The 18188-nt window shown below is 59.4% G+C and carries 14 protein-coding genes; 8 read left to right on the plus strand and 6 right to left on the minus strand.

Going from position 1 to position 18188, the window contains the following annotated elements:
• Positions 1–185 precede the first annotated feature (185 nt).
• Positions 186–1322, plus strand: a complete 1137-nt coding sequence (locus tag F550_RS0108895) for a zinc-binding dehydrogenase (protein WP_018148195.1) — start codon at positions 186–188, stop codon at positions 1320–1322.
• 5 nt (positions 1323–1327) lie between these two features.
• On the opposite strand, the gene F550_RS0108900 is transcribed toward F550_RS0108895, so the two are convergent.
• From F550_RS0108900 to F550_RS0108925, 6 genes are all read right to left on the minus strand, one after another.
• Positions 1328–1711 (minus strand): hypothetical protein, encoded by a 384-nt coding sequence (locus tag F550_RS0108900; protein WP_156807888.1) that lies wholly within the window; start codon positions 1709–1711, stop codon positions 1328–1330.
• A 70-nt stretch (positions 1712–1781) separates the two neighbouring features.
• Entirely contained in the window at positions 1782–2150 is a 369-nt protein-coding gene (locus tag F550_RS0108905; protein WP_018148197.1) for a DUF1801 domain-containing protein, read from the minus strand.
• A 179-nt stretch (positions 2151–2329) separates the two neighbouring features.
• Positions 2330–4528 (minus strand): M13 family metallopeptidase, encoded by a 2199-nt coding sequence (locus tag F550_RS0108910; protein WP_040500498.1) that lies wholly within the window; start codon positions 4526–4528, stop codon positions 2330–2332.
• Positions 4529–4611: 83 nt separating this feature from the next.
• Positions 4612–7830 carry an efflux RND transporter permease subunit gene (locus F550_RS0108915; protein WP_018148199.1) on the minus strand — a complete coding sequence of 1073 codons (3219 nt, stop codon included), beginning with the start codon at positions 7828–7830 and terminating at the stop codon, positions 4612–4614.
• Positions 7827–9101, minus strand: a complete 1275-nt coding sequence (locus F550_RS0108920; protein ID WP_018148200.1) for an efflux RND transporter periplasmic adaptor subunit — start codon at positions 9099–9101, stop codon at positions 7827–7829. The genes F550_RS0108915 and F550_RS0108920 overlap by 4 nt, the downstream gene beginning before the upstream one ends.
• Before the next feature lie 22 nt (positions 9102–9123).
• Positions 9124–10548 carry an efflux transporter outer membrane subunit gene (locus F550_RS0108925; RefSeq protein WP_018148201.1) on the minus strand — a complete coding sequence of 475 codons (1425 nt, stop codon included), beginning with the start codon at positions 10546–10548 and terminating at the stop codon, positions 9124–9126.
• A 187-nt stretch (positions 10549–10735) separates the two neighbouring features.
• On the opposite strand from F550_RS0108925, the gene F550_RS17375 reads away from it, so the two are divergent.
• The 7 genes from F550_RS17375 to phoB all read left to right on the plus strand — a co-directional run bounded on the left by F550_RS17375 (position 10736) and on the right by phoB (position 18105).
• On the plus strand, positions 10736–12109 hold the full coding sequence (locus F550_RS17375) for a sensor histidine kinase (protein WP_018148202.1): 1374 nt from the start codon (positions 10736–10738) through the stop codon (positions 12107–12109).
• The gene (locus tag F550_RS0108935; protein WP_018148203.1) at positions 12109–12768 is read left to right on the plus strand and encodes an RluA family pseudouridine synthase; all 660 of its coding nucleotides are present in this window, start codon (positions 12109–12111) and stop codon (positions 12766–12768) included. The genes F550_RS17375 and F550_RS0108935 overlap by 1 nt, the downstream gene beginning before the upstream one ends.
• Before the next feature lie 106 nt (positions 12769–12874).
• On the plus strand, positions 12875–14281 hold the full coding sequence (gene pstC / locus F550_RS0108940) for a phosphate ABC transporter permease subunit PstC (RefSeq protein WP_018148204.1): 1407 nt from the start codon (positions 12875–12877) through the stop codon (positions 14279–14281).
• Complete coding sequence (gene pstA / locus F550_RS0108945; RefSeq protein ID WP_018148205.1) at positions 14274–15875, plus strand: phosphate ABC transporter permease PstA; 1602 nt, start codon at positions 14274–14276, stop codon at positions 15873–15875. The genes pstC and pstA overlap by 8 nt, the downstream gene beginning before the upstream one ends.
• A gap of 14 nt (positions 15876–15889) precedes the next feature.
• On the plus strand, positions 15890–16699 hold the full coding sequence (pstB, locus tag F550_RS0108950; protein WP_051076864.1) for a phosphate ABC transporter ATP-binding protein PstB: 810 nt from the start codon (positions 15890–15892) through the stop codon (positions 16697–16699).
• A 21-nt stretch (positions 16700–16720) separates the two neighbouring features.
• Positions 16721–17422, plus strand: a complete 702-nt coding sequence (gene phoU / locus F550_RS0108955; RefSeq protein WP_018148207.1) for a phosphate signaling complex protein PhoU — start codon at positions 16721–16723, stop codon at positions 17420–17422.
• A complete protein-coding gene (phoB, locus tag F550_RS0108960) occupies positions 17419–18105 on the plus strand; it encodes a phosphate regulon transcriptional regulator PhoB (RefSeq protein ID WP_018148208.1) in 687 nt (228 codons plus the stop codon). Before phoU ends, phoB begins: the two co-directional genes overlap by 4 nt.
• Positions 18106–18188: the final 83 nt, after the last annotated feature.

Genomic DNA, 18188 nt, shown 5'->3' on the forward strand with positions numbered 1-18188 from the left:
CTCATTTCTGTCGTCTTTTGCGTGTGCGAAGAAATGCGCCCCAGCCGACGCAGCGTCAAGCCCAAATACCCCCAGGCCATGAGGTCAATGCCGCCAAGAAACTTGTATCCGAACACCTTGCCCGAATAAGACCGCGCCCACATGTTGTGGGCGAGCATAGAAACAATTCCCGGGAGGATATTATCATGGCCGACACACTTCCAGACGCATTCCGCCAGCTGCGCACGCTTGTTACAGAAGACGGCAAGCTGAAGCTCTCTCTCGACAAGGTTGCGATGCCGACACCGGGCGAAGGCGACATCGTGATCCGCGTCGAAGCAACGCCGATCAACCCGTCCGACCTTGGTCTTCTTGTCGGGGCTGCCGATCTTTCGACACTCAAGAATGAGGGCAGCAAGGACGACCCGAAGCTCGTCGCAAATATCTCCGGCGCTGGCATGCGGGCCATGCAGGCCCGTGTCGGCCAGTCGCTCGGCGTAGGCAATGAAGGCGCCGGCACTGTTGTGGCAGCAGGATCGTCCGATGCCGCGCAAGCTCTTATGGGCAAGAAGGTAACCGGTCTCGGCGGTGAGTTTTACGGCGAATACCGGATGCTCAACGTGGCCCAGGTCATGGAACTGCCGGAAGACGCATCGGCCCGCGATGGGGCGTCCTGCTTCGTCAATCCGCTGACCGCGCTGTCGTTTCCCGAAACGATGCGGATGGAAGGCCACAAAGCGCTGATCCATACCGCAGCTGCCTCGAACCTCGGCCAGATGCTCAACAAGATCTGCATCGCCGACGGCGTTGATCTGGTGAACATCGTGCGTAAGCCCGAGCAGGAGAAAATCCTGCGCGACATCGGCGCCAAACACATCGTCAACTCCTCCAGTGACACCTTTATGGAAGATCTGATCGCAGCGATCGCGGAGACAAAAGCGACGCTTGCCTTCGATGCTGTTGGCGGTGGACCGCTGGCTGGCCAGTTGCTGACGGCGATGGAAGCGGCCGCGAATATGGGCGCCGAATATAGCCGCTATGGCTCAGCCGATCCCAAGCATGTCTATATCTATGGACGCCTGGACCTCAGCCCGACCATGATCCCGCCGGGTGTCGGCATGGCCTGGAGCGCTGGCGGCTATCTCCTGACCTACTTCCTGCAGAAAATCGGCTCTGAAGGCCGCGAGAAACTGCGCAAGCGGGTGATGGATGAGCTGAAGACCACGTTTGCCAGCCACTATACCGATGAAATTTCGCTTGCAGACGCGCTCGATCCGGAAACGCTGAAACGCTATGACGCCAAGAAGACCGGCGAGAAATTCCTGATCAACCCGACGCTCTAGCGAAGTTATTCCGTCCTTGCTGCAGCCCTGTTCTCTTCCGGTGTGCGGATGCGTATTCGCACACTGCCGAGGGCGGGGCTGACAACTTCAAACTCATCGCCAGATTTCATGCCCTCAGGGTAGGCTGTACACGTCTCGGATGTGGCCAGGCTGGATGTGCTGCAGAGGCGCGCCCCATCTAACCGGTAGGTGCCTTCAAATTTCGTTCCCGCAGCCTCGCCCGAGAAGCTGCCATCCTCATTATAGTCGATCTGGATGACGTGGCCCTGCGTGGTCATGACAACGCCGTCCCGCATAACGAAATAGAGCGTATCGATTGATGGCGATTGCGCCGAAACGCCGACCGCCAGAATCGCGGTCGTGAAGGAGATGCATAGCAATCGAAGCACGGGGAAACGGTTCCTGACGGTTGAGCGGGTAAAGGCTATCATGACGGCAGGCTTTTCCAAGCCAGGTAAGCTAGCGAACGCGCTGGGGTGATGACTGATCCAGGGCAATGGCGCAATCAATGATGTCGATCAGTTCGTCATCTATCTCCGAAAGGTCTCGCACCTTCACATGGCGGAGCGCCTTTCCGCTGCCTTCGATACGCCCGCAGAAGTCCGCAGCAAGCCGGGCGCCTGACCATAGCTGCAGGTTGCAATGATGGGCATGGGCGATGACCGAAATTACGCGCTCATTACCAGACCAGCAGGGCGCGCCCCACGCCACTGTCGCAATCAGACCCGGCCCTCTGGACGGAACGATCCGCGCGAGTTCTTCGACAATCTCCTTCATCGGACCGGAGAGCCGGTCAAAATAGGATTGAACTGCCTGGGGCAACGGCATGTCGGTCTTCCTTCTGGCCCACCTCCTTGTGTGTGAGGCGCGCCATGAAAAACAGAAGTAGGCGAAGAAGAAAAGTAATTTGGCACAAGACCCGCAGATTTTGTTGCAGTCAAAAGTAAAAAGGGCGGACCATTATGGCCCGCCCTCTTCTCATTTCATTCCGGATCGCTTGTTGCGATTTACCAGATGCGGATCCGCTGTTCCGGGGGCAGGTAAAGCACGTCGGTCTCTGCCACGTCGAAGGCGTCATACCACTCATCGAAATTGCGGACGATGCCGTTGACGCGATACTCCGGCGGCGAATGCGGATCGGTCAGAAGCTGGTTGCGCTTTGCTTCGTCACGATACTTCGCGCGCCAGACCTGTCCCCAGGCCATGAAGAAGCGCTGGTCGCCGGTATAGCCATCGATCACAGGTGCCTGCTCATCATCGCTGACAGTCCCATCGCCGTTCGCATCCAGGCTGATCTGGTAAGCCCGATAGGCAAGCGACAGACCGCCAAGGTCGCCAATGTTCTCACCAAGGGTCAGGCGGCCATTTACGCATGGTTCGCCTTCTGCCAGCGGGCAGTACTGGTTGTACTGTTCGACGAGCGCCGAGGTGAGCTCATCGAATGATGTGCGGTCGCTCTCGGTCCACCAGTTCGCGAGGACGCCGTCGCCATTATACTTGGAGCCCTGATCGTCAAAGCCATGGCCCATTTCGTGGCCGATGACGCCGCCAATGGCGCCGTAATTGACCGCCGGGTCAGCGTCGACATTGAAGAATGGTGGCTGCAGGATGGCGGCCGGGAAGACGATCTCGTTATAGCCTGGATTGTAATAGGCGTTCACGGTCTGAGGGGTCATGAACCACTCATTGCGATCGGGCTCTTCATTCAGACGGTCGAGATTGTCCTGAAGTGACCAGCGTGCGGCATTGACGGCGTTCTCAAACGCATTGTCCGTCATCTCTAGACCGTCATAGGTCTCGAACTTGTCTGGATAGCCGATCTTCGGATTGAACTTGTCGAGCTTTTCGCGCGCCTGTTCACGCGTTTCCGCGCCCATCCATTCGAGGTCTTCGAGATTGGCGTGCATTGCAGCGCGAAGGTTGGCGACCAGCTCGTCCATGCGCTCCTTGTTCTCTGCCGGGAAGTGACGGTCGACATAGACCTGACCGATAGCCTCGCCCAGCGTCCCCCCAACGGCGGAGACAGCCCGTTTCCAGCGCGGACGCTGTTCAGGCTGGCCGCTGAGCGTCGTGCCGTAAAAGGCGAAGTTCGCATCATCGATTTCGGACGGCAGCACTGAGGCATAGTTCGAGATCAGGTGGGCGGCGAGATAGGCTTTCCACGTGTCGAGGTCTGCGGTGTTTGCGAGTTCAAAAGCCGCCGGGATACCGGCACCAAGCTTGTTGGCATCTTCCTGCGTCAGACCTGCGGACGCAATTTCCTCTGCCGTCGGCGGAACTTCGGTGACCAGAAACTCCTCTTCGTCGCTCACGCCAAGCTTCTCCAGCGCTGCGGCAAGCGGGAAGTCGCCTGCGAGAGCGAGAAGCTCATCGCGGGTCAGCTTGTTGTAGGTGACTTCAGGGTTCCGGCTGACGGCCCGGTCCCAATCGGCTGCGGCAAGCTCTGTTTCGAGTGCCAGAACATCTGCGGCTTTCTGTTCAGCATCGTCATAGCCAGCCTGGTCGAGAAGGAAGGTCAGGAGCTCTTCATACTTCGTGCGGATCTCAACCGACTTCTCATCGTCTTTCAGATAATATTCGCGATCAGGCAGGCCGAGACCGCCCATCGACATCTGGAAAATATAGTCGTCAGGGTTCTTGTCATCGACCCAGACAAAGCCATTGATCGGCGACGAAAAGCCCGGCGACATGAAGACGTCTGCCAGCGTCTCGCGATCTTCGATTGCGGCGATCCGGTCGAGATAAGGCTGCGCCGGGGCGAGACCTGCAGCCTCAATGGCGTCGGTGTTCATAAAGGCGTTGTAGAAGGCCGCGACCTTACCTTCAGGCGTATCAATCGGTGGCTCTTCCGCGGCGAGGTCTTCGATGATGAAGCGGGTTTGCTGCTCGGACTTTTCGCGCAGCAGGTCGAAAGCGCCGTAGCGGGTCTTGTCGGCAGGCAGTTCGAATTTATCGAACCAGTCCCCGCTTACATACATGAAGAAGTTGTCGCCTGGCGCAACGTCCTTGTCCATCGAGCTGGCATCGATGCCCCAGCTGCCCCAGAAGTCTGGTGAAGTCGTCTCGACCACGCGCTGAGACGTCTCGGCACCTTCAGCTGAAACCTCAGCAGACGTGTCTCCCGATGCAGGCGCGCCTTCGGCTTCCTGCGCCGCGCAGCCACCAAGAAGTGCGGCCGCTGCCACGCTCGATAAAAGCAATCTCATATATCGTTCTCCGTAATGCTTCATTCCAGTATTGCACGCTGCAGGGGATAATCCAGCCGCATCAGGCGCACACCAAGGCAATTTTATTCTGCCGGCTGCGGCCGGTGGCCCCGGCTTGTGCCGATGAGTTCTTCCTCATCGATATTGGCTTCGCCATCATAGCTCTCGCCGATCTGGCGATAGGGCCGACCACCCCAGGTCCAGCGGAAGATACGTCCAACTTCGCAGCCAATCGCATAGAGCGCCGGCACCAGCAACAGAGATACAAAGAGCGCGAATGCGACGGCTGATCCGAGGGAGACGACCATCGGCTTGAGGAACTGTGCCTGCACCGACTTCTGGGCGATCATGGGCAGGATCCCGACAAAGGTCGTCACAGATGTCAGCAGAATAGGCCGGAAGCGCGAAACGCCGGCGTCCACGATGGCCTGAAGTGCCCCTGCCCCTTCTGCGCGTCGACGGTTGATATAATCGACAAGCACAAGGTTATCATTGATCACGACGCCGGCCGCAGCCCCGATCCCGAACATCGAGAACAGCGCCATTGGCACACCAAACCCAAGATGCCCAAAGACGGCCCCCGCATATCCGAACGGGATGGCAATCATAAGCAAGAGCGGTTGCGAATAGGACTGGAAGGCGATGGCCAGCAGAATATACATCGACACGAAAGCGATGATGTATAGCGAGATGATATCGCTGAAGAATTCCTGCTCGCTTTCGATATCACCAACCGCGCCGCGGGTAACCGTTGGGTACTTTTTGGCAAAGTCCGGCCAGAAATTCTGCTCCATATCGGCATTGATTGTTGCGCGCGTGCCATCGCCAACAAGGTCGGCAAAGACGGTCACCGACCTCATCCGTTCACGGCGGAGGATGCGATCAATCCCCGGTGCAAAGGAGATTTCCGCGACCTGCTCAAGCGGGATTTCACGTCCATCGCCTGTCCGGATTCTGAGATCGCTCAGGCTGTCGATGGATTCGCGGGTTTCCTTTGGATATCGCACCATGACGCGCACATCGTCGCCATCGCGGGGCAGACGCTGGGCCTCGATGCCATAATAGGCAGCACGCACCTGTGAGGTCACGTCGCCAAGGGTCACGCCGAGCGAAGTCGCACCGGGCTTGAGGTCAATCCGGATCTCCTGCGCCGCCGAGGACAGATTATCACTGATGTCGAAGGCTTGCTCATATGTCGCCAACTGGATTTTCACATCTTCTGCGGCCCGCCGAAGAAGATCGAGATCGTCATTGTTGATGGCATAGCGGATCGAGTTGTTGGCGTTGTTGATGGTGAACTGGAAATTCACTTCTTCGGCGTCAGGCACCTCACCAAAATTCGCGCGGATTTCGTCAGCGATCTCTTTTGTGGAGACGCCGTCCGGGCGTTCCTGCGGCGGAAGCAGGCCAATCCATGACTGGACGTTGCCTTCGCTTGCGACGATTGAGATGTCGCTGATCATGTGGCGGTCACCGAGCTCTGGATACCGCTCATCGAACGTCTCGCGCGACTGCTCAACGGCCAGGCGAAGCTGGTCACGCACCTGTAGTGAACGCGATTGCGGCGACCCGTCCGGCAAGTCGACACGAACCTGGACCAGGTCATCCTCGATCTGCGGCATGAAACGGAAAGGGACGATGTTCTGCTGGACCAGAAGGACGGCGATCACGAATAGGGACGTGAAGAAAGACAGCGTCACATAGCGATACTTGACTGCGTATTCGAGAAGCGGCCGGTAGACCCGATTCGCAAAGGTGACGAGGCTGTCGGCGATACGCTGCTGAACAAGCATCAGCTTGCCGGCAGGGCCGTCGAACTTTTGCGGCTTCATGTGCGAGAGGTGCGACGGCAGGATGAACATCGACTCGATGAGGGAGAAGGCCAGCGCTGCGACGACCACATAGGTAATCTGGGCGGTGAACTGGCGCTCCGGGCCTGGAATGAAGGCCCACGGCGCAAACATGATCATTGTGGTCAGGACGCCAAACACAACGGGCTTCAGAACGAGCTGCGTGCCGATCGTGGATGCGCCCAGCCCCTGCTGCCGGCCGCTTTCGACTTCCTTGTGAATATTCTCACCCACGACGATGGCGTCATCGACGACCACACCGATCACGAGCAGAACCGCAAATAACGACAGGAAGTTCAGAGAAACACCAAACAGCGGCAGGAGCATGATGCCGCCAGCGAATGCCGTGCCGATGCCGACCGTGACCCACAGCGCCACGACCGGACGCAGGAACAGGATCAGAATGATCATGACCAGGAACATGCCCTGAAAGGCTGCCGAGCTGATCGTGTCCATCCGGCCCTTGTAGATTTCAGACATGTCGAACAGCACGTCCATGCGCAGGCCTTCCGGCAGCGCATCCGGCCCGCGGCCGCTATTGGCCCGCTCGACGAAGTCATGGATGTTGTCGGAGTAGAGAACGATATCCATTCTCTCGGGCTGGTTGACCATGATGAAGGCCGTCGGCTCTCCATTATAGGTCGCATCGAGATCGCCATCGACGAAGCCGTCAACGACGTTGGCGACGTCGCGGATGCGGATCGTGCCAAATTCTGCGCTCTGGCGAATGACGATGTTCTCGAAATCCTCTCGCGTATCGGCGAGCTGGCGCGCCTGGATAGCGACGGTCCCCGTTTCGGTGCGGACCGTGCCGCCGGATGAGTTTATCGAAGAGCTGCGGACAGCAGCGGCAACTTCGGTGAAAGTCATGTTGTAGCGACGAAGCGCTGCCTCGGAGACCTCAATCGAAACTTCTTCGCCGAGCGTGCCCTGCACCTGAGCAAGCTCACCACCTTCAAGAAGCGCAATTTTATCGCGCATCTCTTCGGTGTAAAACTTCAATGTGCCCGGATCGACATCGCCGTGAAGAGCAAGGCCCATGAACTGATTATTGGCACTCCAGCGGCTCACCTGAGCCGGGAACGCCGATTGCGGCAGGTTGGAGATCGTATCGACGCGGCGCTTCACCTCGTCGACGAACTCATCGACATCGGTATCGAGCTCTGTTTCGAGATTGATGTAACCAACGCCTTCGCGCGCCACTCCTGTCAGCCGCTTGAGACCATCAATGTCGGCGACAACTTCTTCAAGCCGGACAACGATCTGGTCTTCGACATCCTGCGGCGAGGCGCCGGGCCACGCGATCGAGACACTGGCACCATTCCAGTCGCCAGCCGGGAACGCTTCCTTCTCCAGGCTGAGAAACCCGAAAATACCGCCGACAAAAGCAATGACCATAAGAAGGTTCGCGGCAATGCCGTTCCTGGCCCACCAGGCGACTATTCCATTCATTGCGAGGCCCCCTCGGTTTCACCGGCGACTTGTGCGGCGTTCTCATCTTCGGTTTCTTCGTCCGTCGCCGTCTTCCGCGGGGTCCGCGGCTCCAGCGAGCCATCCGGCATGCGCTCGACGACCTGAATGCTCATCCCGTCAAATGCGGCCTGGATCGGTGACACGATCGCGTATTCGCCGTCTTCGACGCCACTTGAGACATAGGCGCCTTCATCGGTGCTGTAGATGACGTCGACAGTGCGGATTTCCAGCTTCCCATTCGGCCCGTCGCCGATGAAGACACGGTCAACACCGCGAAGGGCCGAGCGCGGGATACGGACGACGTCCTCGATCCGGCGGCCATCGATTTGCGCATCCACGAAAAGACCAGGCGCCATCGGGACGCCATCATCTGCGCCGGCGCCGTATGGGTCTTCCAGCTCTGCGATGACGTTGATGAGGCGGGTTTGCGGGTTAAGCGCAGCAGATGTCCGCTTCACGCGGCCTATCCACTCACGGCGCTCACCGGCAACATTGGTCGAAAAGACGACCTGCGGGCCTGGCTGTTCTTCGGTTTCAGCAAAGGCGAGCGGCAGGCCTGTCCGGCCAAGCTCTTCATCGGAAAGCGGAAGGGACACTTCCACAACGTCTGTGGCGAATATGGTGCCGAGCGCCTGACCCGGGCTAACGAACTGGCCAAGGTCGGCGCTGCGCTCCCGCACGCGGCCCGAGAAAGGCGCGGTAATCGCGGTCCGGTTCAGCGCAAGCTGGACGTCGGCCAGTTGCGCCTTGGCCGAATTGAGGTTGGCCTCGGCTTCAGCCAGCTGAGGTTCGCGGCGGGCGAGCGGGCTGGCATCTTCAATACCGAGATCTTCAATGTCCTGTTGTGCAAGCTCAGCCTCGGCGCGCTCACGGGCCAGCGCCTGTTCAGCTGAGGCAACACCAGAGCGCGCGCGGGTCACGCCAAGCTCATAGTCTGCGGCCTCAAGGCGAACCAGGACCTGCCCCTGGCGAATGAAGCCACCGTCAACAAAGTCCGGCGAAACATAGGAGACTCGACCTGAAATCTGCGGGGCAACGACGATCTGGCGCTTGGGGCGCACTTCACCCTGAACGTTCACCTTCAGATCAAGCGCAGTCCGCTCCGCCGCTTCCGCAAAAACCGACAGGCCACGAGGCTGCTCGTCTGCCCGCTCTACTGGCGGCTTGAAAATACTTGTCAGGACAAACCCGCCGCCGACAAGGACAACGAGAACGAGGACTGGCAACACAATGGCAATGATACGCTTCATGGGAGGTCTCTGTTTTCGACTCTTATATATCAGGTTCGGAGGCTTCAGGCCCCTCTGTAACCGCACCGCCAATGGCAAGATGGAATGCGATGCGATTTGAAACGCGTGCTGACCGTGCCGCAATCAGATTACTTTCGGCATTCAGTCTACGTGTCTGGGCATCGATCAGATTGAAAATCGACACCAGGCCGTTGGTGTACTGGCGGGTCGCGAGCGCTTCAGCTTCATTCGCTTCTTCAAGGGCGCGGCGCTGTGCATCAACCTGAGTTGCAAGGAAGTCGTCGGCGGCGAGCGCATCCTCAACTTCGCGCCACGCGACCAGGACATCGCCAGCATAGGTCGCCAGCGCACTTTTGGCCCGTGCAATTGCAGCGTCCCGGTCAGCCCGAAGCGCGCCGCCATTGAAGACAGGTTGCGACAGGCTGGCAATCGCGTTTGCCGCGATACGAACCGGGTCGAATACATCCGCCAGATTTGTATCGCTCGTGCTCAGCGTCCCGCTCACGCTAAGGGTCGGCAGAAGCGCGAGGCGCGCTTGTTCAGCACGAAGCCCGGTAGCGACCAGCCGTGCCTCAGAAGCGGCGATGTCAGGCCGGCGCGACAGCAGCATAATTGGCGTACCGGCCGTCTCTATCGGGGCCAGATCCGGAAAAACAGCCGGGGCTTCGATCTCATCAGCAGGGTACCGGCCGAGTAGAATCTCCAGTCGCCGGGACGCGTTGCCGAGCGCCTGCCTGCGAGCCGCAATCGCCGCTTCGGCGGTGGCGCGGGCACTGCGGGCAGTGCGGACATCCAGCGCGTTCGCAAGGCCGCGCGCAAATCTGCGTTCTGTCAACGTAACGACACGGTCGCGTGCCTCATAGGTCGCGACAGCCACCCGCTCCTGGGCAAGCGCCTCATTCAGATCAGTCCAGGCAATAGCGGTTTGCGCAGCAAGGGAGAGGCGCACAGATGCAAGGTCAGCTTCGCTGGCAGCAAGGTCAGCTTCAGCTGCATCTATAGATGCCTGAATCCGGCCCCAGAAGTCGGCTGTCCAGCTCGCATCCGCGCGCAGGCCATATGACGGATCGGTGAACCGCTCATCCAGCACTTCGCTATAGGTCGAGGTTGCGCCAACAGAGCCGCCCACCGAAACGTTGGGCAGCGAGCGACCGTAGACCGAACGCGACTGGGCACGTGCAGCTTCGACAATGAAGTACTGGGCCCGAAGATCAGGATTGGCCTGAAGCGCTTCAGCGACCAGAGCCTCCATGACGGGGTCGCCGAACTGGGCGATCCAGTTGCCTGCTGGCAACTGCCCGGAAACGCCTGACTTCGCCCAGACTTTTGGCGCATCGGGCGCAGCCGGGAACACTGCGACCGGCTCGCCGGCCAGCTCCGTCATCGTCGGGAGACTGCTGCATCCTGTCGCCAAAAACAGGGCAAGAAGTGTGCCTTGGAACTTCATCCGATCCTCATTCCGTTCGATCGCAGCACTTAGCAGCGACTAGTTGACTGTCAACAAACAATTATCGATTTTCAATATCTATCTGCAGTATGTCGGTGACAAGCAGCTTCCTAGTCCTGAATGCTGACGCAAGACAGGTTCGACACTTGCCGCACGGCGCTTTTCTTGTTCTTGGAAATCTATGGCAATGCAGACTGCACACACAAAACAGAAGGCCTACCGTCGCACCGAACGCGCACGCGACTTTCTTGTGCTTGTCGTATCGGCGAGCACCCTTCTTGGCTTGCTGGTCCTCAGCGGTGCGCTTGGCTTTTTCGAAGGCCTGACGGCCGTGATCGTTCTATGCCTTGGGGCGCTTGCCTATTTTGTCGGATCCGCGCCGCCAGACATGAGGGATAGCCCGCTTGCGCTTGAGAGCAATGGCGAGGACACGTTGAAGTCCTCGGTCCGCTCGCTCATTCATGCCCTCCCCTTTCCAGCCTGTTATATCTCCGATGAAGGACGTATCGATTCGGCCAATCAGCGCATTACCGAGCTGTTCCGGATCAAGCAGACCGAAGGCGCCCTGAAGTCGGTTATCATCCGGCAGCCCGATGTCCTCGCCGCGACCGATCGCGTCGCCCGGACGGGCGCAAGCGAACGGGTGGAGTTCATGGCCGTGGACGGAGACGAGCTATGGCTCGCCCACCTGACGGCAGGCCCGGAGCCGGAAAGCGTGTTTATCGTCTTCGAGGACCGGACCGCCGTTCACCGCGCAGAGCGCGCGCGCGCTGACTTTCTCGCCAATGCCAGCCATGAGTTGCGCACGCCCCTGACAGCGCTTGCCGGTTTTATCGAGACCATGCGAGGGCCAGCGCGCGACGATCGGGAGTCCTGGGACGGCTTCCTGGAGATCATGCACAAACAGACCGATCGGATGCGTCACCTGGTATCAGACCTCCTTTCTCTTTCGCGCATCGAGTTCAGCGAACATCGCGCGCCCGACACAGTCATCGCCCTCGGCGATGTGCTGAGCCAGACCGTGATTGCCCTGCAGCCCCTGGCGGCGGAAAAGTCCATCCAGCTTTCCGTCAGCGGCCTCAGCACAGATGTCTCCGTCACCGCAAAGTGGGACGAGATTGCGCAAGTGGTGCAAAATCTTGTCGGCAACGCGCTCAAATACTCGCCGAAGGGCGGGCGCGTTACGGTCACCATGGGGACATCTCCCAGCATGACGGATGCGGCGATACTTGCGACCAGCCAGAACCGTGAGGCCGTTCGCTCGGTCTTGCTGCAACCGCGCGCGTCCGCAGAAGCCGCGGCCGCCTGGATCAGTGTCAGCGATTCAGGGCCGGGCATTGCGCGCCAGCATCTTTCCCGTCTCGGCGAGCGTTTTTACCGCGTCGATGAGAGCCGCGGCGGAGACATTGAGGGCACAGGCCTTGGCCTTGCAATCGTCAAACATATCATGGCGCGCCATCGCGGCGGGCTTGCAGTTGCAAGCAAGGAAAAAGAAGGTGCGAGCTTTGGCGTCTGGCTGCCGCGCCATGAGGCTGGGGTGGCTGCACCTGCGCGCAGCTGATGATGCGCCCGCCGGAGGAGCCAGATTATAGGCCGCCGCCGCGTAGCGCCCTGCGGATCATTCATCAGGACGATGACGTTGTCGTGGCGGACAAGCCGTCCGGGCTCTTGTCGGTCCCGGGACGCGGCGCTGCGCGGCAGATCTGCGCCCTTTCCCATCTGCGACAAATGTTCGGGCCTGTCCTTGATGTTCACCGGCTCGACATGGACACGTCCGGCCTTATCGTCTTCGCTCGAACCCCGGCCGCGCAGAGCCATCTCTCACGACAGTTTGAAGACCGGTCAGTGACCAAGGTGTATCATGCGTTGGTGGACGGTCGCCCTTCCGGCCAGGCCGGCGAAATCGAGCTTCCAATCGGTCGGCGCTGGGACGATCGGCCAAAGCGCTGCATCGACAGACTGGGCGGCAAGCCAGCTCTTACCAGATGGCAGATCCTCGAAACATACGAGACCTTCACGCGACTAGAACTGCGCCCGGTGACAGGGCGCACGCATCAGCTGCGCCTTCACCTCTCTGCCATCGGTCACCCCGTCCTGGGCGACAGGCTTTATGGCGACACCACGCGTGCAGCCCGGCTATGCCTTCACGCCAGCTGGCTGGAATTGACCCACCCATCAACGGGCGCGCGCCTTCATTTCGACGCCCCGGCAGGCTTCTGACTGCAGCTGAATCTGCGGGTTACCGTCTTGTGATCAGTATGTGTCACATATGTGTCAACCAGCCGCGCTAAGAGGCGCATAAAGCTTGTTATGGGTGCGTGGCGGAATGCTGGAGACCTTCGGACATCTGCCGGTGGCTTGGCTGCTTTTTGCAGTTCTCGCCGCGGCCGGCTTCATGGCGTTTTTTGTTGGTCGGACCCAGGCGGTCGCGCTCGCCAATGGGCGGACCGTACAGCTGAATTCGCAGCCAAATTATCACGGCTATTTCGTTGCCATGGCTACGATTGCGCCTGCGGCTATCATCCTGATTCTCTATGTCCTGTTCGGCGAATCGCTGGTGCGGGCTCAACTGGCAAGTGAACTGCCAGAGCGCATCCGCTCACTCGGTGAGCTTGAGCTTGGCCAGTATATTGACCGCATCTCCGAGCACGCCAGGCGCATCGACGCCGCCGCCACGGGAAACGCGCTGTTTGACGCCGCTTCGAAGCGCTTCACCGACCTTGTCGGCCTCTCGCGGATATTCGCCATCCTGCTGGCCCTTGCCGCCGCTGCCGGAGGGTTCTTCTTCGCGCGCAGCCGGCTCGGAACAGAGTTCCGCGCGCGGGCCCGGGTCGAGGATGGCATCAAGTTTATGCTGTTCCTCTGTGCGGCGATCGCGATCCTGACAACGGTCGGCATCGTCGCCAGCCTGCTGTTCGAAGCGCTGCGTTTCTTTTCGCGCGTCAGCGTCTTCAGCTTCCTGTTCGGGACCGAGTGGAACGCCCAGACGGGCGCTGATTTCGGCGCGATACCTCTCTTTTTTGGCACGTTCCTTATCGCCTTCCTCGCCATGCTGGTGGCGGCCCCGATCGGGCTTTATTCGGCGATCTATCTCTCTGAATATGCAAGCCCGCGTGTCCGCGGCGTGGTCAAGCCAATCCTGGAATTGCTCGCCGGTATTCCGACAGTCGTCTATGGCTTCTTCGCCCTGCAATTTGTCGCGCCGCTCGTTCGGAGCGGCGCAACCTGGATCAACGGGCTCCCCTTTGTCCCGGATGGCTTGCTTGCCGCGCAGCCGACAAGCGCGCTCGCCGCAGGTCTCGTCATGGGCATCATGATCATCCCGTTCGTTTCCTCATTGTCAGATGATGTCATCAATTCTGTTCCGCAGACGCTGCGCGATGGGGCGTATGCGATGGGGGCGACAAAGTCCGAAACGGTCAAGCAGGTGGTGATGCCGGCAGCCCTGCCCGGTGTGATCGCCGCGCTCCTTCTGGCTGTTTCCCGCGCCATTGGCGAGACCATGATCGTTGTCATGGCGGCCGGTCAGCGCGCACAGATCACGGGCGACCCGACAGCTGACCTCACGACCATCACGGTTCAGATCGTGGCCCTGCTGACCGGTGACACAGAGTTTGACAGTGCCAAGACGCTTTCAGCCTTCGCCCTCGGTTTCGTTCTCTTCATCGTCACGCTGATCTTTAACCTCATCGCGCTTCGCGTGGTCCAGAAGTACAGGGAAAAGTATGAGTAGCCCGACTTCAGATACGCCAGTCACGGGCACCTTTGTCACCGAAGAGGCACTCAAGCGGCTGAAAAAGCGCCACGCGGCCGAGACGCGGTTCAAGCTGTATGGTCAGCTCGCGATCGGGACGGCCATCGTTGCGCTGATCGCCCTGCTTGTCTCGATCTTTGGACAGGCAAGCACCGCCTTTTCCCGTTACGTCCTGACCTATGATCTCAATATTAAAGCCAGCTATATCGACCCAGAGGGCGCGCGCGATCCCCAATTGATCGAACGCAATGTCAGCGGCTTCAACCTGATGCTGCAGGATCAGCTGTCTGATGAGTTCCTGTCGGACAATCCAGGCCGCACCATCCAGCGCGAGCTCTATGGACTCTTTACCAGGCTCGCCGTCCTGCCGATCGCGCAGCAAACGTCCGAGGCCCTGGAAACGATCGGCACCGAGCAGGTTTTCAATGTCGCGCTCGCCGATGATATCGATCTTTTTCTGAAGGGCGGCGTCAGCGCGCGCAAATCAGTGGACCTCGGCGAAGCAGATAGTCTGTCAGGCGCGGCCGGGTCCGGCGTGACCCTCACACTCGGCTCAGCGGCTGCGGCCGAAAAGCTCCGCTCAACGATGCGTGAGCTCAGCCGGGAGGATGTCGATGAGGCGACAGCTGACGCCCTCATCAAGGTCGGCGAAACCTGGTACCGGATGGAAAGCGCCAATGGCGAGACAGTCTCGCTGACCTATCTTGCCGGTTCGCAGACCCTGCCCGCGTCTGGCGCGGATATCGACGCGCTTGTCCTCGCGCAGAGTCAGGAAAACCGTACCGTCACCGACCGGCAGATCGCCTGGACCATGATCCTGAAAGACCAAGGCCGGATCAAGTCGGTCCTGAACACGTCGCTCTTCACCAATTCCGACAGTACCTACCCGGAACTCGCAGGCACAGCGGCTGCCATTTTCGGCTCGCTTCTGACGATGGCTGTCACCGCCATGCTCTCCATTCCAGTTGGCATATTCGCGGCTGTCTATCTGGAAGAGTTTGCGCCGAAGAACCGCCTTACCGCCCTTATTGAAGTGAACATCAATAATCTTGCTGCGGTGCCCTCGATCGTCTTCGGCCTGCTTGGCGCGGCGGTTTTCATCAATTTTCTGGGCCTGCCCCGATCCGTGCCCCTGGTCGGGGGCCTCGTGCTTGGCCTGCTTGTGCTGCCCACCGTTATTATCGCGTCGCGCGCCGCGCTGACAGCCGTGCCGCCATCGATCAGGACCGCTGCACTGGGCGTCGGCGCATCAAAGACACAGTCGGTCTTCCACCATGTTCTGCCACTGGCCGCGCCTGGTATCCTGACCGGCGCCATCATCGGTATGGCCCGCGCGCTTGGTGAGACAGCACCGCTTCTGCTGATTGGCATGGTGGCCTTCGTTGCAGAAGTACCTGATGGGCCAATGGATGAGTCGACGGTCCTGCCCGTTCTGATTTACAAGTGGTCGACAGGCGCCGAACGCGCATGGGAGCCACAGACGGCAGCCGCTATTATCGTGCTGCTCGTCTTCCTGGTTCTCATGAACCTGTTCGCAATCATCTTGCGACGCCGCTTTGAGAGGAGATGGTAGAAATGGACGGAAATATGGAACACTTCACCCAGACCAGATCGTCCGCCGCCGAAAAAGGCGCTGCCCACCCGATCAAGGTCGATTGCCAGAATATCGACGTTTATTACGGCGACAAACAGGCCATCGAGGACATCTCGCTGGAAATCGAGGACCGGTCGGTTACCTCATTCATCGGCCCGTCAGGCTGTGGCAAGTCCACATTCCTGCGCTGTATCAACCGGATGAATGACACGATCGAGACGGCCAAGGTGACCGGCAAGATCTACATGGACGGGGCCAATATCAACGATCCTTCGATCGACCCGGTCCTGCTGCGGTCACGCGTCGGCATGGTGTTCCAGAAGCCGAACCCGTTCCCGAAGTCGATCTATGACAATATCGCCTATGGCCCTCGCATTCACGGCCTCGCCTCCGGCAAGGCTGAGCTTGATGAGATCGTCGAGAAGTCACTGCGCAAGGCCGGCCTCTGGGAAGAAGTCAAAGACCGGCTTCCGGCGCCTGGCACAGGTCTCTCCGGCGGCCAGCAGCAACGCCTCTGTATTGCACGCGCCATTGCGGTGAACCCGGAAGTCATCCTTATGGACGAGCCATGCTCTGCGCTCGATCCGATCGCAACGGCCAAGATCGAAGAGCTTATCGACGAGCTTCGTGAACGCTATTGTATCGTGATCGTGACGCACTCGATGCAACAGGCCGCCCGCGTTTCACAGAAGACGGCGTTCTTTCACCTCGGCAAGCTGATAGAGTATGGTGACACCGAGAGAATATTTACCAATCCCGAGCACGGCCGCACCCAAGACTACATCACTGGCCGCATCGGTTAAGCGGCAAAGAGATAGAAGCAGATGCCCGACCATATTGTTACAGCCTTCACAGATGAACTAGAGCACCTCTCCGCCAACCTCCTTCGAATGGGCGGGCTGGCAGAGAGCATGATCATGGATGCGAGCCGCGCCGTCGCAACGTTCGATCTTGAACTTGCCCGCGACGTCATCAAGCGCGACCGCTCAATCGATGAGCTTGAGGTCGAAGCCGAGAAGGCCATCATCCGGATCATCGCCCTTCGCCATCCGATGGCGACCGACCTTCGCGCCGTTCTGGGTGCCATGAAGCTTGCCGGCGACATCGAACGGATCGGCGATCTTTGCAAGAATATCGCGAAACGCTGTCTTGAGCTGACCGGCGACGAAAACCGCGCTGCCGTGAAGGGCATCGAACGCATGTCGCGTGCCGTCTCACATCAGCTTCAGATGGCGCTCGACTGCTATCTGCGTCAGGACATCGAAGCCGCGAAGATGGTGCTCGATATGGATGACGATATCGACGACCATTACACCTCGCTCTTCCGCGAAACGCTGACCTATATGATGGAAGACCCACGCCAGATCGGGTCCAACACGCACCTCATTTTCATGGCGAAGAACCTTGAACGTATCGGAGATCACGCCACCAATATCGCCAAGGCTGTCTATTATATGGTGACCGGTGAAGCGACGACCGGGGCCAAGCTTGAATCCCGGCTGGCAGAAGATGGAGACCAGCGTTGAAGCCTTTCGTCCTGATTGCTGAAGATGAGAAAGCAGTCGCTGAACTGCTCCGCTACAATCTGGAACGCGAAGGATACGACACCGCCGTTGCGCCCGATGGCGACGAAGCGATGCTATTGCTGGAAGAGCGCCTGCCAGATCTGGTGCTTCTGGACTGGATGCTGCCAAAAGTGCCCGGCATCGAAGTCTGTCGCCGCATCCGCTCGAAATCGGAAACGGCCAACCTCCCGGTTATCATGCTGACGGCCAGGTCAGAGGAAACCGACCGAATTCGCGGGCTCGACACGGGCGCCGATGATTATGTCACCAAGCCGTTCTCCACGACCGAGCTGATGGCCCGTGTCCGCGCTGTCCTGAGGCGTATCCGTCCGGCTCTTGTCGACGACAAGGTGACAGTTGGTGACATCGCCATCGACCGGACGACCCACACGGTCAGCCGCAATGGCGAGGAAATTCATCTCGGCCCGACCGAATTTCGCCTGCTCGACTATTTTGTCCAGCATCCAGGCCGCGTCTTCTCACGTGAGCAGCTGCTGGACGGGGTCTGGGGCTCTGACGTCTATGTCGAGGTTCGCACGGTCGATGTGCATGTCGGTCGGCTTCGCAAGGCCCTGATGAGCAATGGCGGAGACGACCCAATTCGCACCGTTCGCGCTGCTGGTTATTCGCTCCGCTCGAACTAGGCTTCTGTCTGAGCGGCCAGGCCGGGAAAAATATTGTCGTCACCGGTTCCGGGGCCAATGCGAATTGGCAAGATATGCCGCTG

The organism is Henriciella marina DSM 19595, from assembly GCF_000376805.1.
GTDB classification, from domain to species: domain Bacteria; phylum Pseudomonadota; class Alphaproteobacteria; order Caulobacterales; family Hyphomonadaceae; genus Henriciella; species Henriciella marina.